The organism is Streptomyces spinoverrucosus, from assembly GCF_006539505.1.
Classification (GTDB): Bacteria; Actinomycetota; Actinomycetes; order Streptomycetales; family Streptomycetaceae; genus Streptomyces; species Streptomyces spinoverrucosus.
Genome location: NZ_BJND01000007.1, coordinates 229,037 through 255,677, shown reverse-complemented (window position 1 = coordinate 255,677; position 26,641 = coordinate 229,037). Strand labels below are relative to the sequence as shown.

Sequence of the window (26,641 nt, the reverse complement as noted above, 5' to 3'; positions counted from 1 at the left end):
AGGGTGGGGCGGCACCGGGAGACCGGTGCCGCCCCACCCTCGTGTCCGTGCCAGTGTCACCCCGACGGACGGGACACGGGGACCGCCACCGTCCGCTCCCGGCCCGGCGTGAGCCCCTCCACCAGATCGGTGTCGAGCCGCGGATCGCCGGTGAGGATGGCCTCGTGCAGCAGCCGGACGCGCAGGCACGGTTCGATGCCGAGTTCCTCGTCGAGGATCCTCCGCAGCCGGTGGAACGCCTCCAGGGCCTCCACCTGCCGGCTGGAGCGGTACAGGGCCAGCATGTACTGGGCGGTGAGGTTCTCGTTCAGCGGATGCCGGGCCGACAGCGCGCCCAGCTCGCTCAGCAGGTGATGGTGCAGACCGAGCCGCAGCTCGGCCTCGAAGCACTGTTCCATCATGCCGAGCCGGGTCTCGGCCAGGCTGTTCACCCGCTCGCGCAGATGAGGCCCCGGCGTCACATCGGCCAGGGCCTCACCCCGCCACAGCGACAGCGCCGCGCGGAAGGTCCGGGACACGGCCCGGTCGTCCCCGTTGCGCTGCGCCACCCGGCCCTCCTGCAGCAGGCGGTTGAAGCGGGTCAGATCGAGCGCCTCGGGTTCGGTGACGATGCGGTAGCTGCGCGAGCCCGTGACCAGCTTCTGCCGGGCGGACTTCAGCGAACGCACCGAGGGCGAGCGGGCGAGGGAGCGGCGAATTTGCAGGATGTACGTCTGGAGCGTCGGTAAAGCGCTCGGCGGGGGATCGTTCTCCCACAGTTCCTGGCTGCATATTTCGGTGGACACCGGAAGATTCGCGTGCAGCAGTAAAAGCGCGAGCAGATGCCGCTGTTTCGGTGCCGTCGGAAGATACTCGATCCCATCGTCCATGGCGGAGATCGGCCCCAGGACTCGGAATTCCATTGCTTCCCCTGAACGATAAGGGCAGTTCGGATCCTGCCGCGTGAGGTCCCCACCTTCTGGCAGGATCCTTCGGGATGCAACGGAACCAGGGATATTGTGTCAGGTGGCCGGGCGCCGGTGTCCGAAATTCGTTGCCGGTGTTCCCGGCCCCGCGTTCAGGCGATCAATCCCCTTGCTTTGCCGAGCAGTTCGATCTGGAGTTCCCAGGCCCCGCCGATGGGGCAGACGACCACATGCTCGGCGCCCGCCGCAGCGTACGCCGCGATGCGCTCGGCGATCAGCTCGGGCGGTCCGGACACCGCGACCGCGTCGGCGAGTTCACGCGGGAAGCCGAACTGGCCGTGCAGTACGTCCACCAGGGCGTCCTGCGACAGCCCGCCCAGATGCCCGTCGAGCGCGGCGAACACCGTGACCGTGACGCGCGGCACCGGCCGCCCGGCCGCGCCGCTCAACTCCGCCAAGGTGGCCAGACCCTCGGCCACCCCCTCCGGCGTGATCGCCGCCGGCAGCCAGCCGTCCCCGAGCGTGGCGGCCCGGCGCAGCGCGGCCGGTGAGCCACCGCCGATCCACACCGGCGGCACCGGCACGGCCGGCGCCAGGGTCACCGAGGCGCCCGGCAGGTCGGGCAGCTCGGTCGTCCGCCCGGTCAGCAGCGAGGGCAGCGCACGCAGCGCCGCGTCGGTGCGCCGGGCCCGCTCCGCGACGGGCACCCCGGCCGCCTGCCACTCATCGGCCGGTACGCCGCCCAGACCCACGCCCAGGTGCAGCCGGCCCGGCGCGAGCGCGTGCAGCGAACCGATCTGCTTGGCCGCCCAGGACAGCCGACGCAGCGCCAACTGCAGGACACCGAAGCCGACTTCGAGCCGGGTGGTGCTGCCCGCGGCGGCGGCCAGCGCCACCGTGCTCTCCAGGAACGGGGCCCCGGTGGCCAGATGGTCGCTGGCCCACAGCGAGTCCAGGCCGGACTGCTCCGCGTGGCGGGCCACCTCCTGCGGCGCGGGCAGCGTGCCGTCGGGCGAGCCGAGGGACGAGTACGAGATGCCTGTCTTGACCATCAGGTCTCCTTGGAAGGTGTGGGGGAGGCGGCGGTCACCGCGCGGCCGGGGCGGGCTCCCCGGCGCTGACGACGGCACAGCGGTGATGGTCGATGTCGACGAGCCCCTTGGTGCGGCCGAAGATCTCCTTGAACTCGTGCTGCTGCGCGCACCGTTCGAAGGACTCCTGGTCCGCCCACAGCGCGAGGCTGAAGTACACGTCGGGCTCGTGCAGCGACCGCACGAGTTGATGCCGGATCAGCCCCGGCTGCCGCTCCATGAAGGCGCCGCCCTCGGCGTAGATCTCCTCGTACAGCTCGGTCGAACCGGTCACGGTGATCCTGTTGGCAATCACGTACATGCGGGCTCCAAAAAGGCGGTGGGTGAAAGGGGGCGGACGGTGCCGACGGCGGGGGAGGTCGGCGGCACCGCCCGCCGGTCTCAGACGTGCTGGTTCTCGGACTCCGGCGTCCGCTCGGGCCGCGCGGCCGCGGGCCGCGGCGCGGCGGAGCCGGAGAGCATGGCCACCACGAGGACCGCACCGATGGCGCAGACACCCGCCACCCACCACAGGGCGATGTGCCAGGCGCTGGTGAAGTGGTCGGCGAGGACGGCGTGTTCGGGGCCGTCGGGCAGATTGCCCGCGGAGATTTCCTTGGCCAGGTGCGCCGATCCGACCCGGCTCTGGATCAGGCTGACCAGGAGCGATCCGAAGATGGCCAGGACGAGTGCCTCGGCGCCGCCGCGGATGGTGTTGAGGAAGCCGGCCGCCATGCCTGCCCGCTCCGGCTCCACCTGGCTCATGGCCTGGCCGTCGGTGATGCCGAACGAGATGCCCATGCCGACGCCGATCACGATGAGCGGTCCCGCGAGCCGGCCCGCGCCGATCCCGGGTTCCAGGACGGTCAGCCATGCGCTGCCCGCCGCGATGAGCAGCAGCGCGAGCCCCATCAGGACGCGCGGCGGGAAACCGCGGGTGATCAGCCAGCCGCCGACCTGCGGAGCGATCAGCACCGGCACCGTCATCAGCAGCATGGTCACACCGGCACTCGTCGCCGACGCGTCGCTCGCGCCCTGGAAGTACGTGGGCAGGAACGTCAGCGTGCCGACAAAACCGATCGACGTGATGAGGGTGCCGACACACCAGGCGGTGTAACGCCGGTTCTTGATCAGCGTCAGATCGAGCACCGGGTGGTCGCTGCGCCGCTCCACCACCGCGAACACGATCAGCAACGCGACACCGAGGACCAGGCTCCCGACGATGAGCGGATCGCCCCAGCCGCTCTCCGGACCCTGCACCAGGCCGATCATCGCCAGCGCCAGACCGAGTACGAACGTGACCACGCCGGGGACGTCGACGCGCGGCCGCTCACCGGCCCGCGACTCGGCGACCCTGACCGTGCCCAACAGCACGAACACCAGCACCACGACGTAGAACAGGAAGCTCGCGCGCCAGCCGAGGCTGCCCACGAGCCAGCCGGACAGCGTCGGCCCGAACGCGATGCCGATACCGACGACGGTGCCCATCGCCGCGAACGCGCGGGTGCGGGCCGCGCCGTCGAACGTGGTCGCCAGGATCGCCCCCGAGCTGGCCAGGACGCCCGCGGCGCCGATGCCCGCGACGGCCCGGGCCAGGTCCAGCACCACGATGTGCGGGGCGAGCGCGCTGATCAGCGAGCCCACGGCGAACAGGCCACCGCCCAGGACGAAGATCCGGCGCCGCCCGAACAGGTCGGACAGCGAGCCCGCGACCAGGGTGATCGCCGCGAACAGCAGGTTGTAGACGTTGACCACCCACATCAGGGGGGCCCCCGAGGTGTCCAGGTCCTTGCCGATGTCGGGCAGCGCGACGGCCGCGCCGGAGATGGACATCGGCACGACCAGGACGCCGAGCAGTACGACGACGAGCGTCATGGCCGGACTCGACCGTGGTGGAGATGACTTGGTGCCGGCTGTGCTCATCGCTCTTCCTTCCCGGATGTGACTCGGACAGCGACGAACGTAGAAGGTGAAGTTCGGTTGAGGTCCAGTGCGGCGCTGGCACTTCGTCAGGTCGGGAGCGGGCCCAGATCCCTCCCAGGAAGTCTCTAGAACGGTGGGCGAGGCTGGAGCGGACGGTCCGCGCCACCCACCGCGGGCCGGTCCACGAAGCCCCCCAAGGAGTGTGCGACGGTGTTCACGGACCTGGCGGATTTCCACCAGTGGCTTGCGCAACGTCACGAAGCGAACGAGTACCGGGTGACCCCCGCGCCGCTGAACCGGCTCGACGGCTGGGCCGCGGACCCGGTCACCGGCGACCTCCACCACAGCAGCGGCCGCTTCTTCGCCGTCCACGGCCTGGACGTCACCGGCTCCCAGCGCGAGGTCGGTCACTGGCAGCAGCCGATCATCAACCAGCCCGAGCACGGCGTCCTCGGCATCCTGGTCAAGGAGTTCGACGGCGTACCGCACTGCCTGCTGCAGGCCAAGATGGAGCCGGGCAACGTCAACACCCTCCAGCTGTCCCCGACCGTGCAGGCCACCCGGAGCAACTACACCCGGGTCCACCGCGGCCGCGCGGTGCCCTACCTGGAGCTGTTCATCGCGCGCGGGCGCGGCCGACCGCTGGCCGACGCGTTGCAGAGCGAACAGGGCTCGTGGTTCCTGGCCAAGCGCAACCGCAACGTCATCATCCGGATCGACGACGACATCCCCGTCCTCGACGACTTCTGCTGGCTCTCCCTCGACCAGATCGGCCACCTACTGAAGGTGCACGACCTGGTCAACATGGACACCCGCACCGTGCTGTCGCATCTGCCGGACGCGCTGCTGCCCGCCGGGGACCGCTTCCGCGGCACCCCCGCGCACCCCCTGCCGGAGCTGCTCAACTGGCTGACCCACCACAAGACCATGGACCGCACCGTGCGCCGAGCCGTCCCGCTCGCCAAGACCGAGGGCTGGCGGATGACCGACGAGGAACTGCGCCACGAGCACGACCGCTACTTCCGCGTCATCGGCGTCGACGTACAGGCCCAGAACCGGGAGGTGGCCAGCTGGTCCCAGCCGATGCTCGCACCCTGCGGCGAGGGCGTCATCGCCTTCGTCGTGCGCCGCATCGACGGCGTCCCGCATGTCCTCGTCCAGGCCAGGGCCGAGGCCGGCACTCCGGACGGCGTCGAGATCGCACCGACCGTGCAGTGCAGCCCCGGCAACTACGCGCACCTCGCCACCGGCCTGCGCCCCCGCTACCTCGACACCGTCCTGTCCGCCCCGCCCCGGCGCATCCTGTTCGACGTGGTGCACTCCGAGGAGGGCGGCCGCTTCTACCACGCCCGCAACCGCTACCGGGCCGTCGAGGTCCCCGACGACTTCCGCGTCGACGTGCCCGACGGCTTCCACTGGGCGACCCCGGGCCAGCTCGCCCAGGTCAACCACTACGGCGGACTGCTCAACGTGGAGGTCCGCAACCTGCTGACGTGCATGGGATTCATCGCATGACGGCCCAACGCCCCCTGCGCCTGGGCGTCATGGGCTGCGCCGAGTTCGCGCTGCGCCGCATGCTGCCCGCGGTCGCCGACAGCCCGGACATCGAACTGGCCGCCGTGGCCAGCCGCCGGCCGGCCACGGCCCGGGAGGTCGCCGCACGCTTCGGCGGCATCCCCGTCGACGGCTACGAGCAGCTGCTCGCCGTACCGGACCTGGACGCCGTGTATGTGCCGCTGCCCAACGCGCTGCACGCGGAGTGGGTGCTGCGCGCCCTGGACGCGGGCCGCCACGTCCTGGCGGAGAAGCCCCTCACCACCCGTGGCGACCTCACCCGGGAGGCGGTGCGCCGAGCCGAGGAGCGTGGGCTCGCCCTCGTCGAGAACTTCCTGTTCGTACACCATCCACAGCACGCCCGGGTGCGCGCACTGATCGACGACGAGATCGGCGAACTGCGGCAGATGTCCGCCGCGTTCGCCATTCCGCCACGCCCCGCGGACGACATCCGCCACCGCCCCGACCTGGGCGGTGGCGCCCTGCTCGACGTCGGCGTCTACCCCCTCAAGGCCGCGCAGTACTTCCTCGGCACCGGCCTGCACGTCGTCGGCGCCGCCCTCCGGTACGGCAGCACCGGCGTCGACGTGGAGGGCTCGGTGCTGCTGCGCCGCGCGGACGGCGTCTGCGCCCAGCTGTCCTTCGGCATGGACCACGCCTACACCTCCCGCTACGAGCTGTGGGGCACCCGGGGCCGCGTCACGGTGAACCGCGCGTTCACCCCGCCCGCGGACCACCGCCCCGAGGTGACGGTGGAGCGGGACGGCCGGACCCGCGGCGTCGAGCTGGCGGCGGCCGACCAGTGCGCGGCCGCCGTCGCCGCGTTCGCGGCGGCCGTCCGCGCCCCGGCGACGTGCCACGAGGCGGCGGCCCGCTCCGTGGACCTGGCCCGCCTCACCGACGAGATCCGCACCGCCGCTGTCTAGCCCCCGCACCGACCGTCACGTCAGCCGACCGACACGCCACCCGACCTTCACGTCAGCCGCCGGGGCGCCCGGCACGTCACCCGACCGTCACGTCAGGCGCCGGGCCCCGGCACGTCACCCGACCTTTACGCCAGCCGCCGGGCCCCCGGCCCCTGGCGGCTGAGTACGTCCTCCGGATTCGACAGCGCGCAGTGCTCCAGGGACAGGCAGCCGCAGCCGATGCACTCCGTCAACCGCCGCCGCAGCGCGCGCAGTCGGCGGATGCGCGCGTCCAGCTCGGGCTGCCACGACTCGGCGAGCCGCGCCCAGTCCTTCCGAGTGGGCGTACGGCCCTGCGGCAGCTCGGCGAACGCCTCCCGGATCGCGGCCAGTGACAGCCCGACCGCCTGCGCGGTGCGGATGACGGCGACCCGGCGCAGCGTGTCCCGGCGATAGCGCCGTTGGTTCCCGCTGGTGCGCCGGCTGTGGATCAGCCCCTCGCTCTCGTAGAAACGCAGCGCCGAGGGACGCACGCCGCTGCGCGCCGACAGTTCCCCCATGGTGAGTTCCCCGGCCGGGGGACGCGACGGTACTCGGTCCATCCCCCCACGTTAGGAGCCCGGGGCCGGACCACCCGATCGACATCCACGGACTGTGTCAGGTCTCCGGCACATCGGACGTTCGCGCACGTCACGGGCGCTCCTCGGTGACCGGGACAACGAGATCGGCGCACAAGTGTGTGTCCGGCGTCCCTCCCGCCGGGCGCCCCGTGCGCCGACGGTGGAGACAGGCAGGTCGAGGTGACCGCGCCTCGACCGCAAGCGGAGAAGGAGCGTCGTGATCGAATCCGCCGAACCGGGACTGTCCACCAGGCTCTTCGCGTCCCTGCGCCGCCGCGACCAGCGCACCAAGGCGGAGCTCTACCTCACCGGACTGCTCGCCACCGAGGGCCGCAAATCGGTGCGCAACATCTCCGCGTCGCTGCACGGCGCGGGCGACGGCGCGACGGAACAGAGCCTGCACCACTTCATCACCAGCTCCACCTGGGACTGGACCCCCGTGCGCACGGCCCTGGCCCACGCCCTCACCGAACGCGCCCCACAGCACGTGTGGACGGTGCGGGCCCTGCCGATCCCCAAGGCGGGCACCCACTCCGTCGGCGTGGACCGGCTCTACGTGCCCGGCCTCGGCCAGTCCATCCACGGCCAGTTGGCGTTCGGCCTGTGGTGCGCCGGCGAGCGGCTGACCGCCCCCGTCGACTGGCGGCTGCATCTGCCCGGCAGCTGGCTGAACGACGCCCGGCGGCGCATCCGGGCCGAGATCCCCGCGTCCGCCGTACCGGAGGACCCCGACGAGTGCGCCGTCGCCCTCGCCCTCGCCGGCCGCACCACCGCCCGCCCCGTGGTGCTGGACCACGTGACGGCCCGGCCCGCAGCCGTGGCCGACGCCTTCGTCCGCGCCGGTGTGCCGTTCCTCGCCCGCGTCACCGCACGGACCCCGTTCGCCGTCGCCGACCCGGCGCTGCCCGGCGCCGGTGCCGGGCAACTGCCCGCCGGGCAGATCCTGCAGGCGCTGCGCGGGCTGCGCCGCCCGGTGGAGTGGCCGGACCCCGGCCGCAGACAGGCCCGCCGCACCTCCCTGGTGGCCGCCGTCCCCGTCCGCGCCGGCCGCCTCGCCCACCGGCACCGACTCCTGCTGCTGGGCGAGTGGAGCGATGCGCACCGCCCGCCCACGGCGCTGTGGCTGACCGGGGTGCGCGGCGCCTCCACGGGAGCGCTGCTGCGCCTGACGAAGTACGCGGCCCGGGTGCGCGCCGAGGGCGAGCCGCTCGGCGACCGCGTTGGACTGCGCGACTTCGAGGGCCGCTCCTTCCCGGGCTGGCACCGTCACATGACTCTCGCCTCCGTGGCCCACGCGATGTCGGCGGTCGGGTCCGTCGCGTCCCTCGCGGACACCGCCTACGAACTGCCGCTGTCCGCCTGACCCCGGGCCGTGCGCGGCAGCCGGCCGAGCAGGGTGCCGCGGGTCCGGTGCAGCCTGAGCGCCAGCTGGATCTCCAGGGCCCGCTCGGGTGACTGCCAGTCGTCGCCCAGGAGTTCGGTGATCCGGTCGAGGCGACGGGCGACCGTGTTCGGGTGGATGTGCAGCACCCGGGCCGCCCGCCTGGGACTCGACCGCGAGGCGAAGTACACCTCCAGCGTCCGGGCGAACTCCGTGTACCGCTGCTCGTCGTGGGCCAGCACCGGCCCGAGCACCGACTCCACGTACGACGGCACGCTCAGCACGTCCGCCAACAGCACACCCAGGAAACCGAGTTCCTCCGGAGTGGCCACCCCACCCTGGTTGCCGAGCTCGGTCAGCGCCGTCAGGCAGCGCTGGGCGTCGTCGTGCAGCCGCGCCACCTCGGGCAGGCCCGTGCGGGGCCCCGCCGCCCCCACCGTCACCGGCACATCCAGCAGCGGCGACAGCTCCTTGTGCGCGGCCCGCGCGGCGGCCGCCGCGTCGTCGCCGGGCAGCAGCAGCGACAGACACTCGTCCCGCACGCTCTTCAGACCGCTCTTGCGATGCGCGTACGACGCCGCCCAGGCGGTCGCCCGCCGCAGCGAACCGCCCTCCGGGCGGGCCACGACCACGACGTACGGCGTGCCCGCAGCGATCCCGAGCCGCGCCGCCTGCTCCTCCAGCTGCCACCATGCAAGGCCCATGGAGTCCGGCGCCAGCAGCGCCTCGAACAGGTCGTCACGGGTGCGCCCCTCGGCCAGCGCCCGGTTCCGGTCGCGCTGCAGGGACAGGGCGATCGCCCGGACCGCCACCCGCAGCGGTCGCGGCCCCCGCTGCCCGATGAACGGTGTGTCCGGCAGGAACAGCACCGTGCCCAGCGGGTCGCCGCCGCCGGTGACCGGCGCCACCCACGCCCCGTCGTCCAGCGGCACCGGCTCGCCTGCCGCCATCGCGTCCAGGCTGCGCTGGGTGAGGATCTCGTCCTCGTACTCGGGCAACCGGCCGTGCGCGGCCAGCAGTTCTCCGCCCAGCTCCCGCACCGCGAGCGCCCCGCCCAGCGCGGTCGCCGCCACCTCCGTGATCGCGTCCAGCGGGCTGCCGTCGTGCACGAGGGTCAGCAGATGGTCGTACGCCGCCTCCATCCGGCGATGGGCGCCCACGATGGACCACGCCTGCGCACCGTCCCGCTCCAGCTCCGCCTTCTGCGCGCCGAGCGACTCCATGAGCCGCGCCGTGCCCAACGTGGTCGCCGCCAGCGTGGCCAGCGTGGACAGGGAACTGATCTCCTGAGCGGTGAACCGGCGCACCTCACGATGCGCCCCGTACAGTGCGCCCGACACCCCGCCGGGCCCCTGGAGCGGCACCGCCACCACCGCCCGGACACCTTCCGCGCGCACCACCCGGTCGATCTCCTCCGAGTGATCGATGGAACGGTCCGCGAGGTAGTCAGGCGTCGAGAACGGCGCGCCCTTGTCCAACGCCGCACGCCCGAGCCCGGCGGGGCCGGTGATCCTCAGCCCTATGTTGAACGCCGTCGCGTCGCCCTCCGACGCCACGACCGTGAGCGGTCCGTCGGCCTGCTCGTGCAGCCCCAGATACGCCAGATCGGCGCGGAGTAATCGACGCGCCCGCTGGGTCGCGGTGCGCAAGGTGGCCTGCACGCCTTCGGCCATCGCCTCGGCCAGGTCACGACAGGTGTCGACGAGCGAGACCAGCGTCGTCTCCCTCTCCTGTGCCAGCGCGAACCGGTCCAGCACCGACGTGCCGAGCAGCGTCGCCTGCTCCAGTTCCTGTATCTGCCGCGGCGTCGCACCGAGCGTCCTGGCGTCCGCGAGCAACTCGTCCAGCCGCTGCGCGGCCCCGTGTTCGGCCAGCGTCGCCAGGACGTCCATCACCGTGGGGAGCTGCCGGGGCGTAGCTGCTGACATGGGATTTGTTCTCCTGGAAGGTGTGGGGGTGACGTCGGGTGGTGGTCCGAGCACTGTAGAGCTGCCCCGACAGTGTCATGTGATCACCTTTTGCATGCTCATTACCTTGCACAGAATGGCATGTGCAACTGATCGCGGTGTGCGACAGCGGGAGGCGGTGATACGCGCCCGCGAACCCAGGGGGAGGGGACCGATGGAGAGCGTCCGCAGTTACGAGCGCTCGCTCGCCCGCAGCAGGGCCTCACGTACCAGGCATGATCGGCCCGAGGTCTTCACGCTGCACGGCCGTGCATGGGACCTGCTCGACGACGTGTTCGCCCCGCCGTTCTCCCCGTCGACCGGGGTGGCCATGGAACTCCTCGGCCTCACCGGGACCGGCCGCACGCCCGCCGGCTCCTTCCTGGAGATCGGCTGCGGCACCGGCGTCATCGCCGTGTCGGCGGCCCTGGCCGGCTGCGACCGGGTCGTCGCCACCGACATCAATCCGCACGCGGTCCGCAACACCGAGCTGAACGCCGCACGCCACGGCGTCGCCGGGCGGGTGCGGGCCCTGCGCAGCGACCTGTTCGCGGGCATCCCCGCGACAGCGCGCTTCGACACCGTGTACTGGCACTCCAACTTCGTCCTGGCACCGTCCGACTACCACCACCGCGACGTCCACGAGCAGGCCTACGTGGACCCGGGATACGAGGCACACCTGCGCTACCTGCGACAGGCCCCGGACCACCTCACCGAAGGCGGCCGGGTGTTGCTGCACTTCTCCAGCCGCGGCGACCTCGCTCTGCTGCGCCGGAGCGTCGCCGACGACGGCAGGGAGCTGCGCACGGTCGCCTCGGCCACGGTGCGGGAGGACACGGAGAACGTCGAGTACATGCTGCTGGAACTGATCACCGCTGCCTCCTGACCGGCCGCGGCCCACTGACCACCGGAGCAGATGTGCGCACGCTCATCGTCGACAACTACGACTCGTTCACCTTCAATCTCGCCCATTACGTCGCCGAGGTGACGGGTGTGGAACCGACCGTGATCCGTAACGACGACCCCACCTGGCACCCCGGACTGCTCGACGCCCACGACAGCGTGATCCTCTCGCCCGGCCCCGGCACCCCCGCACGCGCCCGCGACGTCGGCATCTGCCGGGAGATCGTCGAGCACGGCACGCTGCCCACGCTCGGTGTCTGTCTCGGCCACCAGGCACTGGCCCTGTGGCACGGCGCCACCGTGGGCCGCGCCACCGAGCCGCGGCACGGCAGGCTCTCACCCGTCCTGCATGACGGCACCGACCTGTTCGCCGGGCTGCCCGACGGGTTCCAGGCGGTGCGCTACCACTCGCTCGCCGCCACCGACCTGCCCGCGGAACTGGAGGCCACCGCCCGCACACCGGACGGCGTCCTCATGGGGCTGCGCCACCGTCAGCGCCCGTTGTGGGGCGTGCAGTTCCACCCCGAGTCCATATCGACCGAGTACGGGCACGAGATACTCGCCAACTTCGCCCGGCTGACCCGCGAGCACCGGGCCCGGCACGGCCGACCGGTCCGCCTGGCCGCCGCCCGCCCGGCCCGGCACCGGCCCCGGCCGGGGCGCCCCGCCCCGCAGCGCCGCCGCCTCAAGGTCCTCGCCCGCCAGTTGCCGACCCGCTGGGACAGCGAGACCGTCTTCGGGCACCTGTACCGCGCGAGCAGCCATGCGTTCTGGCTCGACAGCAGCCGCAGGGACGGCGCGAATGGCCGGTTCACGATCATGGGCGACGCCGCCGGGCCGCTGGCCCGGGTCGCCGTCGCCGACGTGTGGCAGGGCACCGTCACGGTCTCCTCCGCCACCGGCACGCGGACCGAAAGCAGCGCCTTCTTCGACTGGCTCGACGCCGACCTGCGCTCGCTGGACACCGAAGTCCCGCCGCTGCCCTGCGACTTCGCACTCGGCTGGGTGGGCGCGCTGGGTTACGAACTCAAGGCCGAGTGCGGTGGCGCCCGGGCCCACCGCTCGCCCGACCCCGACGCGGCGATGATTTTCGCCGACCGGGCGGTCGTTCTCGACCACCTCCTCGGCACAACGCACCTGCTGGCCCTCGCCGAGAACGACGACGAGGCACCCGCAGCCGCCTGGCTCGACAGCACGGCCGCCCGCCTCGAACGTCTCGCGCCCGACACCCCGCCGCTCCTGGAACCCTTCTACAACCCCCTCACCGGCATTCGGCTCCGGCACGACCGCGAGGCCTACCTCGCGCTCATCGACCGCTGCCAGGAGGAGATCAGGGCGGGCGAGACCTACGAGGTGTGCCTCACCAACATGATCACCGCGGTCGGTGAACTCGACCCCTGGCGGGCCTACCGGCAACTGCGCCGCATCAGCCCCGCCCCCTTCACCGCCCTGCTCACCTTCGGACCCGACCTCTCCATCCTGAGCACCTCACCGGAACGGTTCCTGCGCATCTCCGCCGACGGTGTCGCCGAGTCCAAGCCCATCAAGGGGACCCGGCCGCGCGGCGCCACCGCCGCCGAGGACTCGGCGCTCGTCGCGGACCTGCGCGGCAGCGAGAAGGACCGCTCCGAGAACCTCATGATCGTCGATCTGGTCCGCAACGACCTGGGCCGCACCGCCCGCACCGGCTCGGTCACCGCCGACGAGATCTTCCAAGTCGAGAGCTACGCCACGGTCCACCAACTGGTCAGCACCATCCGGGCACGGCTGCGCGACGACGCGGGCGTCGTGGACTGCGTGCGGGCCGCCTTCCCCGGCGGATCAATGACGGGCGCCCCGAAACTGCGCACCATGGAGATCATCGACCGCCTCGAAGGCGGACCGCGCGGCATCTACTCCGGCGCGCTCGGCTACTTCTCGTTGTCCGGCTCGGCCGACCTGAGCATCGTCATCCGCACGCTCGTGGTCACGCCGGGCCAGGTGCGCTACGGGGTCGGCGGCGCGATCGTCGCCCTGTCGGACCCGGAGGACGAGTTCGAGGAGACTGCCGTCAAAGCCGGCCCGCTGCTCACGCTCTCCCGGCAGGAATTCCCGGGACGCACCCTGGAGCCGGTCCGCTGACCGGGCACGCACCGCCCGTGTGAGGGGGTCCGCCGGGGGCATACGGGAGGCACGGCACCCATCCGCCGATCCCCCTCCCGAGGAGGCACACCGTGTTGGCCATCATCGCGGCGGTCCTGTTCTTCGTAGCCTTCCTCATCAACGCGGCCGACATCACGACCAACGAGATCTTCACCTCGACCAACGTCATGCTGCTCGGGCTCACGCTGCTGGCCCTGCACCTCGCGGGTATCGGCGGCGGCTGGACGACACGGCGCCGCAGGCGCTGAGGGGCAGAGGAGGTCCACCCCGCCCTGGTTGAACACGTTCAAAACGTCTGCGAGGATGTGCCCACGGACCGGGCCTGCCGCCGCACCGGCCGGAAAGGACGGCTGCCATGACGAGCTCGCTTCTCATGCCGAGCAGACGAGCGCTCAGGGGCTCCGCGCCAACCTGCGCGGACGTACCCGGGAGCACAGCGCCGACACACATCCTCGACTGGCGACATCACCGAGTCACGGAACTGCTCCGAACCATCACCGCCACCCCGGAAGGCCAAGACACCACAGCGCACCCCGTCGGCCAGCTGGAGACCCTGCGCCGAGCGCACAGGACCATCACCGGCGCGGTGCGGCCGGTCTACTCGGTCCAGGACGAGCGGCCCGTGTCGGAGGTGCTGCGCCGCGGCCGTGGCTCGTGCAGCCAGCGGCTGGCCGTCCTGGAAGCCGTGGCGCGGGCGGGTGGGACCCCCACGCGGGTACGGGGCCTGCTGGTCGACGGAGCGTTCTGGTACCTCCGCTTCCCGCGGATGCGCCGGCTCGTCCCGCACCAGGTCGTCCTCGCATGGCCGGAGTTCCGCATCGAGCCGACGCCGCAGGACGAGCATCGGGCCGCGCGCTGGCTGTCGGCGTCCGAGATCTTCGGCGACCTGAGCGAACTGAGCGGCCGGAACGGCGGCGGCTTCACCAACAGCGCCGCGGAGACGCTGTTCGAGGCGCTGTCCAGGACGGCGATCGACTGGGACGGAGTGACGGCATGCCCGGCCGACCGCGGCGCCTGCGACCTCTCGTCCCATGTCCTGGCAGACCTGGGCCACTTCGACTCCCGCGACGAACTGTTCGCCCGGCACGGCCAGACCCTGTGCACCATGGCGAGGCTGCTGGCCGAGCCGATCCTGGGCAAACGGGACAGCAACCGCCGGGCGGCCCTCGTGAAGACGATGTGAGAGTCCCCCGGAGGCACAGGTTGTAGAGACCGTCCGTGGGTGTCCAGGCCAGTCCAAGGTGAGCGCGTAATGGCAGGTCAGGGCACTCTGGTCCGGGGGAGTCGACGCAGTCGGTGATAGGCGTGCGACGAGGAGCCCCGCAGGTGCGGCGCTGCGCTGCGCACCTGGCTCGCCGACCGGCGGCTCGGCTAGGTGCCGGCGATCAAATACACGCACCGGTGCGGGCCGCGTGGGCAAAGTGCCCGGATCGTCTCGGCGATGCTGCCCGAGCACGCCTGGGAGATCCGCTCCACCGGCGACGGCGCCCACGGTCTGCGCGAATCCGCCTGGTCCTTGGTGCCGCTGCCCGAGAAGAGCGGCGACGGCTTCGAGGACGCGCGCCCGCGGCCCGGTGCCGGCACATCACCCTGGCCATGGCCGCAACCGCCCACCTGACCGCGATCCGCGTCAGCACCGCCGAAAAGGGGGACACCGCCGCGACTTGATCCGACTGAGCGTGAACGAGATCCGCCGCCTGCTGGGTAGGCGGAGCCCCGTGACAGGCCCCCATGGTAGAGACTGCGGCATGGAGTTCTTCTGCTACCACCGCGACCGGCCCGGTTCCCTCGCTCTGCGCAAGGAACTGCTGGAAGAGCACTGGTCATACATGGACCGCTACGCGACGGAGATGATCGCCCGCGGCCCGACCCTCGCCGACGACGGTGACACGCCCACCGGCAGCGTGCACATAGTCGACCTGCCCGATCCGGCCGCCGCCCGCGCATTCGCCTTCGACGAGCCCGGCTACCAGGCCGGCGTATACCAGGACGTGCTGCTGCGCCGCTGGCAGAACGTTCTGGGACGCACCATGTGGGACTTCCCCGGTGGCCGCACCGGCGGCAACCGATACCTGGTGCTCGGCCTCGGCACAGGACAGACCGCCGACCCCGTGCCGCCCGACCGTGACGAGCTGATTGCCTACGGGCCGCTGCTCTCCGACGACGGCACCACTTGGCTGGGCACTGCGGTGCTGGTTCGGGCGCCAGACGCAGACACCGCACGCGCCGTCCTGGCCCCGGACCACTACGACCATATCGAGGTCCACGAGTGGCAATTCGGCGGCAGACGGTGATGAACCGAGACGCAGAAAGATAACCCTGTGAGGGACACATAACAGGGCTGCAGTACACCCCACCGGAGGCGTGGAACCCGGTGCCCACTCGACGCGACAGCGCGGCCTGTCGTAAGGAACCGACCTGCCTTCATGCAAGATCGAGGCAGGCAGTCACGAGGAGACCGAGACATGAGCTTTCACCTTCACCTCCGAGCGGTGGCAGAAGATGAGATCCGGGACGACCACGCCTCACTGGTGGAGTTCATGGGCTCGGCCTGGGACAACCACGAGACCGAGTACGCGGCAGGCATCGCAGAATCCATAGCCAAGGACTTCGGCCCGCTCAACGACCTCTACCTGGCAGGGCCCACGCTCGTCGGCGGTACTTCGTCATGGGATCTGCCGATATACGGGGGTCGGATCGTCCCCGCCCACATGGACCAGCAACCGCCATTCGTCATCCTCGACCCGGACCAGGTCGCCACGGTCGCGGACCTGCTCGCCGGGGCCTCCTTCGAGGCTCTCTGGCAGGTGGAGGGGGCCAAACTCACCGCGCCGTACGCACAGTGGGAGGACCCGGAAGGCGCGGCCAAGGAGAACTACCTAGCCCACCACACCGGCCTTCGGGACTTCTACTGCCGCGCGGCCGCAGCACACCGCGCCGTCGTCAAGGCGTTCTGGTACTAGCCTCGCGCTTGCGTGTGAGGCCCGTCCGACTGCCGCAAGACCGGGCTGGACCAGGCGATATCGGCGGCGCCGGCGCCGTGGCGACGTCCGCGGGCGCTGCACGATCCGGGGAAGGCCCTGCTGGATGTGGCTCTCGCGGTCGCGCTGGGTGGGGACTGCCTGGCCGATGCCGGGATGCTGCGGAGCGAGCCGGCCGTTTTCGGGCGGGTGGCATCCGATCCGACGGTCTCCCGGTTGATCGCCACCCTCGCCGCGGCCGGCCCGAGGGCCCTGACGGCGATCAGGGCAGCGCGGTCAGAAGTACGCGAATCCGTCTGGAAGTTGGCCAGTGCTGCGGCGCCGAATGCCGGCGGGCAGGTGACTGTAGACCTGGGCGGTGTGCTTGTGTGGGCTTTGTCGACCACGGTCACGGCGGCACTGGGGAGCCCGTGGCCGCCTTGCTGCGGCCCGGGAACGCGGGCAGCAACACCGCAGCCGACCACATCACCGTCACCAGGCTCGCCCTGGCCCAGCAGCCGAAGCAACACCGGCGCGGACGGAGCACGCTGATCGGGACCGACTCGGCTGGCGGCACACACGAGTTCGTGGCCTGGCTCGCCCAGCGCGGACGATGGCTGTCGTACTCGGTCGGGATGATCACCACCGAGCAGATTCACCAGGCCGTGCTGAAGGTCCCCGCATGCACCCATGTCACCGTGCAGGTCGGCCAGTTGCAGGACCGTACCGCCGGTCTTGGCGGTGGTCGCCGCCAGTGTCTTCGGCACACCCGGGACGGGCAGGCCGCTGTCTGACATTGGCCGGGCGGCCTTCAGGGTGCCCTCGCCGCCGATGGAGGGCTGGACCCGAGACGAATCGAGAATCGTGCCGCCGCGGGCGAAGCGGTCGCCGCCGGTCGTGAGGACACCCATGCGCATGACTGAGCGGACTCCAGGAAGGGGCGGGGGTGAGCGGCATCAGGCAGGTTGCCCGCCGCCGCGTGCGAGTGGGTGGACGGCAGCAGCCTGTCCGCGGCTGCCCTCGGTTCCACTCCCTTGCAAACCTACTCCGGCTGCGGTGGGCGGGACATCGTCCACCGTCCGCAGGCCATGACCCGGCACTCGCGGGGCACTCAGCTGTCCATATTCGGTGGCGCGAACTCCCGCTGTGCCGCAGTTGCGACGCCGAGGCGCTGGAGACCTCCATCGCCCAGAACATCCCCGTGCCCGAGCGACTACGTCGCCGCCTGCCTCGACGCTGCCCAGCAGCCGGCGGTGGCTCCCGCGCCGCAGGCGGGCCAACCTGCTCCCGTACCGACCCCGAAGCCCGCCCCTGGCGCCGCGGTCAAACCGACTGTAGCCGCGAAGAGTTCACGCCCGGCGCACCCGCCTCGGGTCCGGCCGAAGGCTGCGCCGTCACCGTCCATGGCGCCCACCGTCCGGCAGGCCATCGCCGCTTTCATGAGCGAGTCCTCCGGGCAGGCCGATGCCACGGCGATGCTGCTGCTGGGCACCCCCTCGGCTCGCACAACCGGCTGACCGTGCTGGAGGAGGACGGCGCCGCCGACCGGCTCGCCGGGTGGAGCCTCGGGCACTGGGGCAACGGCGGTGACCGCGCCCAGCGCTGCCTGAGCACGATCTGCCGAGCCGTCGACTTCTGGGGCGCCCGCGGCTGGCTCGCCGCCGAGCCGGCCGCCGGCCTGCGCTGAGCGCGAACGGAAGCAGCCCCGGGCCATGAAGCATGGAGCCCTACCCGGGGCTGCCGCGCCGAGGAGACGTGTCCGGCGAATCCTTCGGCGCACGCAACTCTGTCTACACGTAATAGTCGGAGTCTGTTCATCCCGCCTCACACCTGCTTCACGCCGATGAGACTCTCGCGTTAGGTTAGAGATGAACGGTCGGAACGCCGTCGTTCGTCCCGCCTCGGGCCACAGAGGCGGGTCCGCGGGGCCGTCGTTCCGAGCGGCCGTCGGCCGCAGCCCGCGAGGCCAACCTCCTGTCCTGACACGCAGGTCTCGCGGACCCGTACGCCCCCGGCGCGGCTGCGGGCCGCATTCCCGACGCCGCCTGATCGGTCCGTTCCGAGTGTGCAAGGAGTCTGCATGGTGCCCTCGACCTCGTCCCCCGACGCCGGATCCGCCCGGGACGCGCCGGACGTGGAGCGCCTGCTGGCCGCTGCCGGACGCCTCGCCGGCGCTCTCCCGGCCGCGCGCCCCACGTTGGCCATCGTGCGCGGCTGGAGTCGCGGTGACCGGGAGCGGGCCCAGCAGTTGCGCGTACGCCTGGCCGAACAGGGCGTCCGCAGCACGGAGTTGAGCCCCGTCCCCGAAGCCGGTGAGCGCGGCGGCCCGGACCGCGGCATCCGGCGCCCGGCCGTCGAGCTGCTCGTGTACGCAGGAGGATCCCACCCGGAGCAGGCCATGCGCGCCGCGGCCCTGTGGCAGCTGCCGCTGCTGGTCGAGCGCCCGGAGGGATGGTCGGGTGGCGAGCCGAACGCCTTCGGAGCCCATCGCAGCCCCGTCATCGGCATTCACCTCTCCGGCGGCGACTTCGGCGTCGCGGTGCGCGAGACCGTCCTGGTCTCACTGCAGCCGCACCCGGGCAATGCCCGCCTCATCCTCGACAACGAGAAGATCACCGCACCCGGTGACCAGCCCCTGCGCATCACCCTGACCGACCAGGGCCTGCTGGAGGCGCGTGGCGACTCCTTCGGCAGGCGCCACATCCGCCGCCTGCGCTTCGAACGAGCCTGGGGCGCCTATCGGTTGGACGTGGACGGCGCACCCACCCGCGATGTGCGCGCCCCACTGCGCATCGAGGCCATGCCCGGCCGCCTGCACCTGCTGCACCCGTGAGGGCGACGCCGGCGCTCCGGGCGAGGTTGGGCGGGTGACTCGCCTTCACCGGATCCCTGTGTGTCGCTGGTCTGGCATTTCTGCGCAGTTCACTGGATGGACTGGAGTGGGCTTGCCGGGCAACTCTCCCCTTACGTTAGAGTAGGGCCGCTCGCCGACACAGTCGGTCTGCTTTCGAAGGCCGTTCGGGCTGCCGACAACTCCCGCACGCCACCACGGCGCCCGCCCACGGATGCCACACATAGGGGAGAGCCATGGCCGCAGAGGTCACCCGCATCGAGATCGCCGATCATCTCCGCCCACATGTCCGGGCGGTCCTCGCCGCATTGCCCGACGACCGCCGCTACACCGAACTGCGCCAGTTCTGAGAGGACTTGCCGCTGGTTCTGGTCGGTGCCCGAGGGGGAGGGGGAGGCGGGCGATGGCTCCGTTCATGCTGCACTCGAGTACGTCGACGCCCGCGGCAACTGGTCCTAGCGCTGCACCGTCCAGGGCAGCCGGGTGAAGACCGCCTATGCGCACCGGACCGGCGAGGACGGGGTGGCCCGCTGGATGCCCCAGTCGTCCGACGGGCCCTGATGGGCGTACTGACCGGAGAGACCCCGCGCATGTCCTTCGAGACGCTCGCGGCCCACCCGGACGACCGGCCGAATACCGCTCGCCGCTGCCGGGGAGGTGCCGCGGAGATGCCCGTGGAGGCATTGACCAGTGTCAGTCGAGTTCAACCACACCATCGTTCTCACCCGTGACCGGGAGAAGTCCGCTCATTTCCTTGCCCACATGCTGGGGCTGGAGGTCGGGGAGTCGGCCGGGATGTTCCTGCCGGTGACGACCGCCAACGGCGTCACGCTGGACTTCGCGACCGTCGACATCGACATCCCCATGCAGCACTACGCGTTCCTCGTCTCCGAGGACGAGTTCGACCAGGCGCTTGCCCGCCTCGTGGCGGCCACGCAGGCGGCTGACCGTCACGCGGCCGGATGGCATCGAGGAGCGCGGACCGCCATGGACCGCGCCCCTACCCTCGTATGACGGCCCCCGGTGCGGCTCAGGCGCCCGAGCGGGCGTCCGCCTGCAGGCGGCGGCGCAGCGTGGCGGCGAAGTCCTCGGCCATCTCCAACCGGGCCCGCAGGGTCTCGCAGCGGGCGTCGGCCACCTTCCGGTAGGAGTCCAGCCGCTCCCGCAGACGCTCGCGCTCCTCGCCGGCGGGCGGATCGTCCGTGGCGGCGAGGCGGTCGGTGATGTCCAGCAGGTCCCGCATCTCCTCCAGGGAGAAGTCCAGCGGCTTCATCCGGCGGATCACCATCAGGCGCTCGACGTCGGTCTCCGTATACAGCCGGAAACCGCCCTTGCTGCGGGCCGAGGGGATCACCAGGCCCACTTCCTCGTAGTGCCGGATGGTGCGCAGCGACAAACCGGTCCGCTCGGCCACCTCACCGATCTGCATCTGCCGCTGATCCGTCATCGCCCCATGATCCCCTTCGTTGTTTCCTTCGATTTTCGAATCCGTAAAGCAACCCACCTTGCGTGAGATGAATCACAGGGCCGTGGCGGGCGTTTACCTGTGTTTCACAAGCCGCAAGTCGCACTCTGCCCTCACGTCAGGGTAGAGTCTCTACGTGTTCACCGCCGCCGTCGAGAGTGACGGCAGGAGTGAACGCCATGGCGCGGGCCCGGACCGGGCCCCGATGGCATCCGAAGACTTCCGGGCCATGATGCCCGACCGGCAGCCGGACGGCTGTCACACAGATCGGCTGGGCCCCGCTGATGTGGCCGGGCCACCGAGGATTCCGCTCCCTGCGTGCGCGGAGTCGTGTACGACGTGGACGCGTTCACCGGCTGGTGGCGCTCTGCCCGAACAGAAACGGTTGCATGTCCTCACTGCTGCCCGCGGGCCCTGGGTTCCGCCTGTCCAAGCCCGACTGGCTCGACTCCCCGAAGGTCTTCCGTACCGAGGTGCTGGCCGGGCTGGTCGTCGCCCTGGCTCTGATCCCCGAGGCGATCTCCTTCTCCATCATCGCCGGGGTCGACCCGGCGGTCGGCTTGTTCGCGTCCTTCACGATGGCCGTCGTCATCTCGGTCGTCGGCGGCCGCAAGGCCATGATCTCCGCGGCGACCGGCGCGGTCGCCCTGGTCATCGCCCCGCTCAACCGGGAACACGGGCTCGGCTACCTGATTGCGGCCGTCATCCTCGCCGGCGTCTTCCAAGTGATCCTGGGCGCGCTGGGCGTGGCCAAGCTGATGCGGTTCGTGCCGCGCAGCGTCATGGTCGGCTTCGTCAACGCCCTCGCCATCCTGATCTTCTTGGCGCAGGTGCCGGAACTGCACGACGTCCCGTGGATGGTCTACCCACTGGTCGCGGGCGGGCTGGCCCTGATGGTGTTCTTCCCCAAGGTCACCACGGTGGTCCCGGCCCCGCTGGTCTCCATCATCATCCTGACCGTGATCACCGTGGCGGCCGGGATCGCCGTGCCGACCGTCGGCGACAAGGGCGCCCTGCCGTCCTCGCTGCCCGTGCCGGGCCTGCCGGACGTGCCGTTCACGATGGACACCCTGACCACCATCGCCCCCTACGCGTTCGCCATGGCGCTGGTCGGCCTGATGGAGTCGCTGATGACGGCCAAACTGGTCGACGACATCACCGACACCCACTCGGGCAAGACGCGTGAGTCGATCGGGCAGGGCGTCGCCAACATCGTCACCGGCTTCTTCGGCGGCATGGGCGGCTGCGCCATGATCGGCCAGACCATGATCAACGTGAAGGTGTCCGGCGCCCGCACTCGCCTGTCCACCTTCCTCGCCGGGTCATTCCTGATGGTGCTGTGCATCGCTTTCGGCCCGGTCGTCTCCGACATTCCCATGGCCGCCCTGGTCGCCGTCATGATCATGGTGTCGGTGGCCACCTTCGACTGGCACTCCATTGCGCCCAAGACCGTCAGGCGGATGCCGCTCGGCGAGATGACCGTCATGCTCGTCACCGTCGCGTGCGTGGTCGCCACCCACAACCTCGCCATCGGCGTCGTGGTGGGCTGCCTCACCGCGATGGTCGTCTTCGCAAAGCGCGTCGCCCACATGGTCAACGTCTCCGGTGTCGTCGACCCGGACGGCAACCAGGTCGTCTACGCGGTCACCGGCGAACTGTTCTTCGCCTCCTCCAACGACCTCGTCTACCAGTTCAACTACAAGGACGACCCGGACGACGTCGTCATAGACCTCTCCGACGCCCACATCTGGGACGCCTCCTCCGTCGCCGCCCTGGACGCGGTCGAGACCAAGTACGCCCAGCGGGGCAAGAAGGTCACCATCATCGGCCTGAACAAGCCCAGCGCCGACATGCACGAACGCCTCGCGGGCCAGCTGACCGGCAGCCACTGACCGGACCGGCCGCCCTTCCCCGACCACGGACGTAGGTGGGGGAGGGCGGTCTTTCCGCGCGTGGGCCGGGCCCCGGGCAATGCCCTGACGACCCAGAGCCCGGTCCGCGCTACCTCGCTGCCGCGCTCCTCAGGCGGCGAAGAAGCGGCCGGGAGGAGGAACCCTGAGCCGCACCGACAAGCTCGTCGGCACCCAGACCGACCCCACCGCCGCGCCCGCCGACCCCGTATCCGGCGGGCGTTTCCACGGCTGGCGCATAGTCGCCTACAGCGCGCCGGAGATGGCGATGACCGCGCCCGGCCACACCACCGGCGTCTCGGTCTTCATCGACCCCCTCATCACCGACCTCGGCGTCAGCCGCACCCAGGTCTCCACCGCCTACCTCACCGGCACGCTCGTCGGCGCGTGCGCCATGCCCCTGGTCGGCAGGGCGATCGACCTCCCCCACTCTCGGCTTCGCTCGAGCGGGGACCCCCATCGGCCCACGCCGGGTGATCACCGTCGTAGCCGAGGTCTTCGGCGCGATCCCATCTCTCTGTCCCTCGTCACCTACCTCGTCGGCCTGACGGCCGGGTTCATCGGCATCCGCATGGCCGGACAGGGCGCCCTGGGGCTGGTCGCCACAACCACGGTCGCGTACTGGTTCGACAAGCGCCGGGGCCTGGCCCTCGGCATCACCGGCGCTGTCGGCACCGCAGGGATCTCCCTCGCCCAGTCCTGACCGAGGGGCTGGTCTCCGAGTACGGCTGGCGCGACGCGTGGGCCATCGAGGGTCTCGCTGTGTGGACGGTCGTCACACGGCTGATGCTGCTGGAGTTCATCCTGCGGAGGGAGCGCACCTCGGCCGAGTGTGTGGAGCACGCCGGCATCTCCCAGCCGCGGGGCTCCGTGCACCTGCCCTGTCTCGTCGACTGCGGCCATGTCACCGCACGCCGGGACGGCAGGAAGCTGCGTTACTCCGTCGGCGACCCTCGGGTGGCGGACCTGGTCGTCCTCGCCCCCGCGCTGGCCGCGGACAACGCCGCCGCCCTGGACTGCTGCCCCCCGCATCCCCGGGAAGCGGCAGTAGCGATGATGCGCCCACACTGCCCGCCGCCCACACTGCCGTACGTCCGCAGAGACACCCGCCGGGCAGGCGCCGCACCCGCCCGACATGGATCCGATACGTAGTTCACGTCCTGTCGGCGATCAGTGCGTCGGCGAGTTCCCGCAGGTCCTGCGCGCTGTACGTCGGCGGGGACATCGACTGCGGATAGACGGTCGCGCCACGCCGTAGCCACGCGCCGCGCAGACCCGCCCGCAGCGCGCCGTCGACGTCCCAGGGGTGCACCGCGACCAGCAGGGCCTGCTCCGGCCGCACCTCTACTTGATCAACGGCGTACCGGTACGCGGCCCTTGCGGGCTTCCAGCACCGTGGCCCGCGCACGTCCAACAGCTCCTCGAACAAGTCCACCAGCCCCGCCTTGGCAAGCAGCCCCTCGGTCAGCGTGTTACTGCCATTGGTCATGGTCACCAGCTGGAACCCGGCATCGCTCAACTTCCGTACGCCGTCAGGCACATCGGGGTGCACCTCCAGCTCGGCGAACCCGTCCAGGACATGCCGGGCCGCGGCCTCGACGTCCCCGGCCCACCCCTTGACGCCCGGCAGCAGGGACCGCAGCCCGTCCAGGGCGACGGACGCGAAGTCCGCGTACGCCCCGGCGGCCGTCAGCGCGAACCCGTCCCGCAGCACCCCGGCGAACCAGGTGGGCATTAGATCCGCCGGCGCTCCGACATCCTCGAAGCGGACCCGCAGAGGGGTGAGATCGCTGAGCGTCTCATTCACGTCGAAGACCAGGACCCGCAGATCCTGGGCGCCGTCGTCGGACATGGTCTCCTCCAGTCACGCCGCGCTGATCGCCTTGTGCGGTTGGCACCACTCAATCGCGGTCTGTCAGGGTGTGTCATCCCGGAGCGTGGGGCGCCCACGGAGGCGCCGGGCTGTTGCCTGGACTGCTTGGTCGGGCGGCAGCGCGCGGGGCTTGCGCTCCAGCGCCTGGTGCTGCGCCCGCCCCGCGGCCGCATCACGGTCAGGGACCCGACCCGCCCGCTCGACGCGGCCGGACAGCCCCACGGGGCGGAGGTTCGGGCAGCGTGTCGATTTGCGGGAACGCCGTTCGTAGCAAGGGTGACAGGCGGGAAGTGCCGCCGATGACCATGACCAGGAGTGCCACCATGACGCGTTACCTGTTGTCCGTCCACAGCGGTGCCGGTGAGGGGCGTGCGCCGATGACCCAGGAGGAGATGCAGGAGTCCCACCGGCAGCTCAGGGCGATCGAGACCGACATGGCCTCGTCCGGCGCCTGGGTGTTCTCCGGTCGCCTGCACGACGCCGACACCGCCACCGTGGTGCGGGTCTCCGGCGGCGAGGTGCTGACCACGGACGGCCCCTTCGCGGAGTCGAAGGAGCATCTGGGCGGCTTCTACATCGTCGAGGCCGACGACCTCGACGCCGCGCTCGCCTGGGCGGCGAAGGTCACCGCCGCCATCAACGCCCCGATCGAGGTCCGCCCGTTCGCGGCGTTCGCGGACCAGCCCGACCCCGGGCTCGGGGCCTGACCTTGGCGGCCGTCGACCGGGCGGACGTCGGGCGGATCTTCCGCGAGGAGTCCGGCCGGGTCCTGGCCACCCTGATCCGCGTCCTCGGCGACATCGACGCCGCCGAGGACGCGGTGCAGGACGCGTTCGCCATCGCGTTGGACAAGTGGCCGGTCGACGGATTGCCGCCCAACCCGGGCGGGTGGATCACGACGACCGCCCGCAACGCCGCCATCGACCGGCTGCGGCGCGCGTCACGCGAACGAGAGCTCCTCGGCGAGGTGGCGGCACTCTGGCCCGAGTACGACGATCCCGACTTGCCGGAGGAGAGGGAACCCGTGCCGGACGACCGACTGCGTCTGATCTTCACCTGCTGCCATCCGGCCCTGTCCACCGAAGCCCAGGTCGCGCTCACCCTGAAACTGCTCGGCGGCCTGTCGACGGCCGAGATCGCCCACGCCTTCCTGGTGGCCGAAACCACGATGGCGCAGCGTCTGGTGCGGGCCAAGCGAAAGATCAAGGCGGCCCGCATTCCCTACCGCGTGCCGGAGGAACATCAGCTGCCCGACCGGCTGCGCCCGGTGCTGGCCGTCCTCTACCTGGTCTACAACGCCGGTACGGCCGACCCGGTCGGCCCGGCCGAACGGGGCCTGTGCGCGGAGGCGATCCGGCTGGCCCGCATCCTGGCCGACCTCATGCCGGACGAGCCGGAGGCGGCGGGCCTGCTGGCCCTGCTGCTCCTGACCGAGTCCCGTCGCGCCGCGCGGACGCGGCCCGACGGCTCCCTGGTGCTGCTCGCCGAGCAGGACCGCAGCTGCTGGGACCGGGCCTTGATCGAGGAGGGGCAGGCGATCGTCCGCCGGTGCCTGCGCCGCGATCGGCCCGGCGCGTATCAGATCCAGGCCGCCATCAACGCCGTACACGCGGACGCGGCCACGCCCGAGCAGACCGACTGGCCGCAGATCATGGCGCTGTACGACCAGTTGCTCGCCCTCGCACCCACGCCGGTCGTGGCCCTCAACCGGGCCGTCGCCGTGGGTGAGGTGCGGGGTCCGGCCACCGCCCTGGCGCTGGTCGACGAACTGGACCTGGACGGCTACTACGCCTTCCACGCCACCCGGGCCGATCTGCTGCACCGGCTGGGCAGGGGCGAGGAGGCCGCGGCCGCCTACGAGCGGGCAGCCGCCCTGGCACCGACGGCCGGGGAACGCGACTTCCTGCGCCGCGGCGGCCGGTCCGCGCGCTGAACGGCACCGGACGGCCTCACGCCGTGGCCGGCCGTCCGGAGACGAAACGCAGGGCCTCGTCGATCAGCTCGGCCCAGTGATCCTCGTCGCGGTCGTCCACCAGAACCCATTCGCGGAACGTCCGCCCGGCCGGGGCGAAGGGTTTGCCACGGCCCGCGGAGATGAGTTCCGCGACGCGCTCGCGGGGGAGTTTGACGACGAGGTCGCCGGTCGGAAGGGTTCTCAGGCATCGGACATCTTCCGTTGCTCGGTTCAGCCGTGCCCGGCTGGTTCCACGTGGTTCGGTGGGTTTAGGCTCGG

At 71.3% G+C, this 26,641-nt stretch carries 24 protein-coding genes and 4 pseudogenes; 19 read left to right on the top strand and 9 right to left on the bottom strand.

The genetic code is table 11. The features are described from left to right. Positions 1 to 56: 56 nt before the first annotated feature. The 4 genes from SSP24_RS05585 to SSP24_RS05570 all read right to left on the bottom strand — a co-directional run bounded on the left by SSP24_RS05585 (position 57) and on the right by SSP24_RS05570 (position 3,850). Positions 57 to 902, bottom strand: coding sequence for an AfsR/SARP family transcriptional regulator (locus tag SSP24_RS05585; RefSeq protein WP_141307640.1), 846 nt, complete (start codon positions 900 to 902; stop codon positions 57 to 59). A 155-nt stretch (positions 903 to 1,057) separates the two neighbouring features. Next, positions 1,058 to 1,957, bottom strand: a complete 900-nt coding sequence (locus SSP24_RS05580; protein WP_141307639.1) for an LLM class flavin-dependent oxidoreductase — start codon at positions 1,955 to 1,957, stop codon at positions 1,058 to 1,060. Between the two features lie 34 nt (positions 1,958 to 1,991). Continuing rightward, positions 1,992 to 2,297: an antibiotic biosynthesis monooxygenase family protein gene (locus SSP24_RS05575; protein ID WP_141307638.1), complete on the bottom strand. Its 306-nt coding sequence runs from the start codon at positions 2,295 to 2,297 to the stop codon at positions 1,992 to 1,994. An 80-nt stretch (positions 2,298 to 2,377) separates the two neighbouring features. Then, on the bottom strand, positions 2,378 to 3,850 hold the full coding sequence (locus tag SSP24_RS05570; RefSeq protein ID WP_218037065.1) for an MFS transporter: 1,473 nt from the start codon (positions 3,848 to 3,850) through the stop codon (positions 2,378 to 2,380). Between the two features lie 258 nt (positions 3,851 to 4,108). Here SSP24_RS05570 and SSP24_RS05565 point away from each other — a divergent pair, with 258 nt between their 5' ends. After that, on the top strand, positions 4,109 to 5,413 hold the full coding sequence (locus tag SSP24_RS05565; protein ID WP_141307637.1) for an NDP-hexose 2,3-dehydratase family protein: 1,305 nt from the start codon (positions 4,109 to 4,111) through the stop codon (positions 5,411 to 5,413). Continuing rightward, positions 5,410 to 6,378 (top strand): Gfo/Idh/MocA family protein, encoded by a 969-nt coding sequence (locus SSP24_RS05560; RefSeq protein WP_141307636.1) that lies wholly within the window; start codon positions 5,410 to 5,412, stop codon positions 6,376 to 6,378. Before SSP24_RS05565 ends, SSP24_RS05560 begins: the two co-directional genes overlap by 4 nt. Before the next feature lie 125 nt (positions 6,379 to 6,503). On the opposite strand, the gene soxR is transcribed toward SSP24_RS05560, so the two are convergent. Then, the gene (soxR, locus tag SSP24_RS05555) at positions 6,504 to 6,959 is read right to left on the bottom strand and encodes a redox-sensitive transcriptional activator SoxR (RefSeq protein WP_141307635.1); all 456 of its coding nucleotides are present in this window, start codon (positions 6,957 to 6,959) and stop codon (positions 6,504 to 6,506) included. Positions 6,960 to 7,194: 235 nt separating this feature from the next. Here soxR and SSP24_RS05550 point away from each other — a divergent pair, with 235 nt between their 5' ends. Beyond that, positions 7,195 to 8,340 (top strand): IS701 family transposase, encoded by a 1,146-nt coding sequence (locus SSP24_RS05550; protein WP_141307634.1) that lies wholly within the window; start codon positions 7,195 to 7,197, stop codon positions 8,338 to 8,340. On the opposite strand, the gene SSP24_RS05545 is transcribed toward SSP24_RS05550, so the two are convergent. Further along, a complete protein-coding gene (locus SSP24_RS05545) occupies positions 8,316 to 10,286 on the bottom strand; it encodes a helix-turn-helix domain-containing protein (RefSeq protein WP_229864761.1) in 1,971 nt (656 codons plus the stop codon). The two genes, SSP24_RS05550 and SSP24_RS05545, sit on opposite strands and share 25 nt — an antisense overlap. A 193-nt stretch (positions 10,287 to 10,479) precedes the next feature. On the opposite strand from SSP24_RS05545, the gene SSP24_RS05540 reads away from it, so the two are divergent. From SSP24_RS05540 to SSP24_RS05515, 8 genes and pseudogenes are all read left to right on the top strand, one after another. Beyond that, positions 10,480 to 11,190 (top strand): 50S ribosomal protein L11 methyltransferase, encoded by a 711-nt coding sequence (locus SSP24_RS05540; RefSeq protein WP_141307633.1) that lies wholly within the window; start codon positions 10,480 to 10,482, stop codon positions 11,188 to 11,190. Between the two features lie 32 nt (positions 11,191 to 11,222). Beyond that, entirely contained in the window at positions 11,223 to 13,328 is a 2,106-nt protein-coding gene (pabB, locus tag SSP24_RS05535) for an aminodeoxychorismate synthase component I (protein ID WP_141307632.1), read from the top strand. Positions 13,329 to 13,420: 92 nt separating this feature from the next. Further along, a complete protein-coding gene (locus SSP24_RS42735) occupies positions 13,421 to 13,597 on the top strand; it encodes a hypothetical protein (protein WP_167529519.1) in 177 nt (58 codons plus the stop codon). 107 nt (positions 13,598 to 13,704) lie between these two features. After that, a complete protein-coding gene (locus tag SSP24_RS05530) occupies positions 13,705 to 14,532 on the top strand; it encodes a transglutaminase domain-containing protein (RefSeq protein ID WP_141307631.1) in 828 nt (275 codons plus the stop codon). Between the two features lie 156 nt (positions 14,533 to 14,688). Beyond that, a pseudogene (locus SSP24_RS45550) lies at positions 14,689 to 15,017 on the top strand (IS701 family transposase); the annotation flags it as partial. Between the two features lie 80 nt (positions 15,018 to 15,097). Then, entirely contained in the window at positions 15,098 to 15,643 is a 546-nt protein-coding gene (locus SSP24_RS05525; RefSeq protein ID WP_141307630.1) for a YciI family protein, read from the top strand. 171 nt (positions 15,644 to 15,814) lie between these two features. Next, the gene (locus tag SSP24_RS05520; RefSeq protein ID WP_141307629.1) at positions 15,815 to 16,312 is read left to right on the top strand and encodes a DUF1877 family protein; all 498 of its coding nucleotides are present in this window, start codon (positions 15,815 to 15,817) and stop codon (positions 16,310 to 16,312) included. 33 nt (positions 16,313 to 16,345) lie between these two features. Next, a pseudogene (locus tag SSP24_RS05515) lies at positions 16,346 to 16,992 on the top strand (transposase); the annotation flags it as partial. A gap of 39 nt (positions 16,993 to 17,031) precedes the next feature. Here SSP24_RS05515 and SSP24_RS45260 read toward each other — a convergent pair. Continuing rightward, positions 17,032 to 17,187: pseudogene (locus SSP24_RS45260) on the bottom strand (6-phosphofructokinase); the annotation flags it as partial. Positions 17,188 to 17,828: 641 nt separating this feature from the next. Here SSP24_RS45260 and SSP24_RS42725 point away from each other — a divergent pair. The 3 genes and pseudogenes from SSP24_RS42725 to SSP24_RS05505 form a co-directional block, all read left to right on the top strand. After that, the gene (locus SSP24_RS42725) at positions 17,829 to 17,996 is read left to right on the top strand and encodes a hypothetical protein (protein ID WP_167529517.1); all 168 of its coding nucleotides are present in this window, start codon (positions 17,829 to 17,831) and stop codon (positions 17,994 to 17,996) included. Between the two features lie 393 nt (positions 17,997 to 18,389). Next, positions 18,390 to 19,142, top strand: a complete 753-nt coding sequence (locus SSP24_RS05510; protein ID WP_141307628.1) for a hypothetical protein — start codon at positions 18,390 to 18,392, stop codon at positions 19,140 to 19,142. Positions 19,143 to 19,850: 708 nt separating this feature from the next. Then, positions 19,851 to 20,093: pseudogene (locus SSP24_RS05505) on the top strand (VOC family protein); the annotation flags it as partial. 97 nt (positions 20,094 to 20,190) lie between these two features. Here SSP24_RS05505 and SSP24_RS05500 read toward each other — a convergent pair. Next, on the bottom strand, positions 20,191 to 20,607 hold the full coding sequence (locus tag SSP24_RS05500; protein ID WP_141307627.1) for a MerR family transcriptional regulator: 417 nt from the start codon (positions 20,605 to 20,607) through the stop codon (positions 20,191 to 20,193). A gap of 407 nt (positions 20,608 to 21,014) precedes the next feature. On the opposite strand from SSP24_RS05500, the gene SSP24_RS05495 reads away from it, so the two are divergent. The 3 genes from SSP24_RS05495 to SSP24_RS05485 all read left to right on the top strand — a co-directional run bounded on the left by SSP24_RS05495 (position 21,015) and on the right by SSP24_RS05485 (position 23,687). Continuing rightward, positions 21,015 to 22,517: a SulP family inorganic anion transporter gene (locus SSP24_RS05495; protein ID WP_141307626.1), complete on the top strand. Its 1,503-nt coding sequence runs from the start codon at positions 21,015 to 21,017 to the stop codon at positions 22,515 to 22,517. Positions 22,518 to 22,803: 286 nt separating this feature from the next. Next, complete coding sequence (locus SSP24_RS05490; RefSeq protein ID WP_229864762.1) at positions 22,804 to 23,238, top strand: MFS transporter; 435 nt, start codon at positions 22,804 to 22,806, stop codon at positions 23,236 to 23,238. A 59-nt stretch (positions 23,239 to 23,297) separates the two neighbouring features. Next, on the top strand, positions 23,298 to 23,687 hold the full coding sequence (locus tag SSP24_RS05485) for an ArsR/SmtB family transcription factor (RefSeq protein ID WP_229864763.1): 390 nt from the start codon (positions 23,298 to 23,300) through the stop codon (positions 23,685 to 23,687). 1 nt (position 23,688) lies between these two features. On the opposite strand, the gene SSP24_RS05480 is transcribed toward SSP24_RS05485, so the two are convergent. Continuing rightward, on the bottom strand, positions 23,689 to 24,387 hold the full coding sequence (locus SSP24_RS05480) for a haloacid dehalogenase type II (RefSeq protein WP_141307625.1): 699 nt from the start codon (positions 24,385 to 24,387) through the stop codon (positions 23,689 to 23,691). 344 nt (positions 24,388 to 24,731) lie between these two features. Here SSP24_RS05480 and SSP24_RS05475 point away from each other — a divergent pair, with 344 nt between their 5' ends. Together SSP24_RS05475 and SSP24_RS05470 are read left to right on the top strand one after the other, a co-directional pair. Continuing rightward, complete coding sequence (locus tag SSP24_RS05475; RefSeq protein ID WP_141307624.1) at positions 24,732 to 25,115, top strand: YciI family protein; 384 nt, start codon at positions 24,732 to 24,734, stop codon at positions 25,113 to 25,115. Between the two features lie 2 nt (positions 25,116 to 25,117). Then, the gene (locus SSP24_RS05470) at positions 25,118 to 26,341 is read left to right on the top strand and encodes an RNA polymerase sigma factor (protein ID WP_141307623.1); all 1,224 of its coding nucleotides are present in this window, start codon (positions 25,118 to 25,120) and stop codon (positions 26,339 to 26,341) included. Positions 26,342 to 26,641 lie beyond the last annotated feature (300 nt).

Bases quoted from the DNA above. Each gene is read 5' to 3' on its own strand.
- SSP24_RS05585 (WP_141307640.1), bottom strand. From the start codon at position 902: ATGGAATTCCGAGTCCTGGGGCCGATCTCCGCCATGGACGATGGGATC.
- SSP24_RS05580 (WP_141307639.1), bottom strand. From the start codon at position 1,957: ATGGTCAAGACAGGCATCTCGTACTCGTCCCTCGGCTCGCCCGACGGC.
- SSP24_RS05575 (WP_141307638.1), bottom strand. From the start codon at position 2,297: ATGTACGTGATTGCCAACAGGATCACCGTGACCGGTTCGACCGAGCTG.
- SSP24_RS05570 (WP_218037065.1), bottom strand. From the start codon at position 3,850: ATGACGCTCGTCGTCGTACTGCTCGGCGTCCTGGTCGTGCCGATGTCC.
- SSP24_RS05560 (WP_141307636.1), top strand. From the start codon at position 5,410: ATGACGGCCCAACGCCCCCTGCGCCTGGGCGTCATGGGCTGCGCCGAG.
- soxR (WP_141307635.1), bottom strand. From the start codon at position 6,959: ATGGACCGAGTACCGTCGCGTCCCCCGGCCGGGGAACTCACCATGGGG.
- SSP24_RS05545 (WP_229864761.1), bottom strand. From the start codon at position 10,286: ATGTCAGCAGCTACGCCCCGGCAGCTCCCCACGGTGATGGACGTCCTG.
- SSP24_RS05540 (WP_141307633.1), top strand. From the start codon at position 10,480: ATGGAGAGCGTCCGCAGTTACGAGCGCTCGCTCGCCCGCAGCAGGGCC.
- SSP24_RS05530 (WP_141307631.1), top strand. From the start codon at position 13,705: ATGACGAGCTCGCTTCTCATGCCGAGCAGACGAGCGCTCAGGGGCTCC.
- SSP24_RS05525 (WP_141307630.1), top strand. From the start codon at position 15,098: ATGGAGTTCTTCTGCTACCACCGCGACCGGCCCGGTTCCCTCGCTCTG.
- SSP24_RS05520 (WP_141307629.1), top strand. From the start codon at position 15,815: ATGAGCTTTCACCTTCACCTCCGAGCGGTGGCAGAAGATGAGATCCGG.
- SSP24_RS05510 (WP_141307628.1), top strand. From the start codon at position 18,390: ATGGTGCCCTCGACCTCGTCCCCCGACGCCGGATCCGCCCGGGACGCG.
- SSP24_RS05500 (WP_141307627.1), bottom strand. From the start codon at position 20,607: ATGACGGATCAGCGGCAGATGCAGATCGGTGAGGTGGCCGAGCGGACC.
- SSP24_RS05495 (WP_141307626.1), top strand. From the start codon at position 21,015: ATGTCCTCACTGCTGCCCGCGGGCCCTGGGTTCCGCCTGTCCAAGCCC.
- SSP24_RS05490 (WP_229864762.1), top strand. From the start codon at position 22,804: ATGACCGCGCCCGGCCACACCACCGGCGTCTCGGTCTTCATCGACCCC.
- SSP24_RS05480 (WP_141307625.1), bottom strand. From the start codon at position 24,387: ATGTCCGACGACGGCGCCCAGGATCTGCGGGTCCTGGTCTTCGACGTG.
- SSP24_RS05475 (WP_141307624.1), top strand. From the start codon at position 24,732: ATGACGCGTTACCTGTTGTCCGTCCACAGCGGTGCCGGTGAGGGGCGT.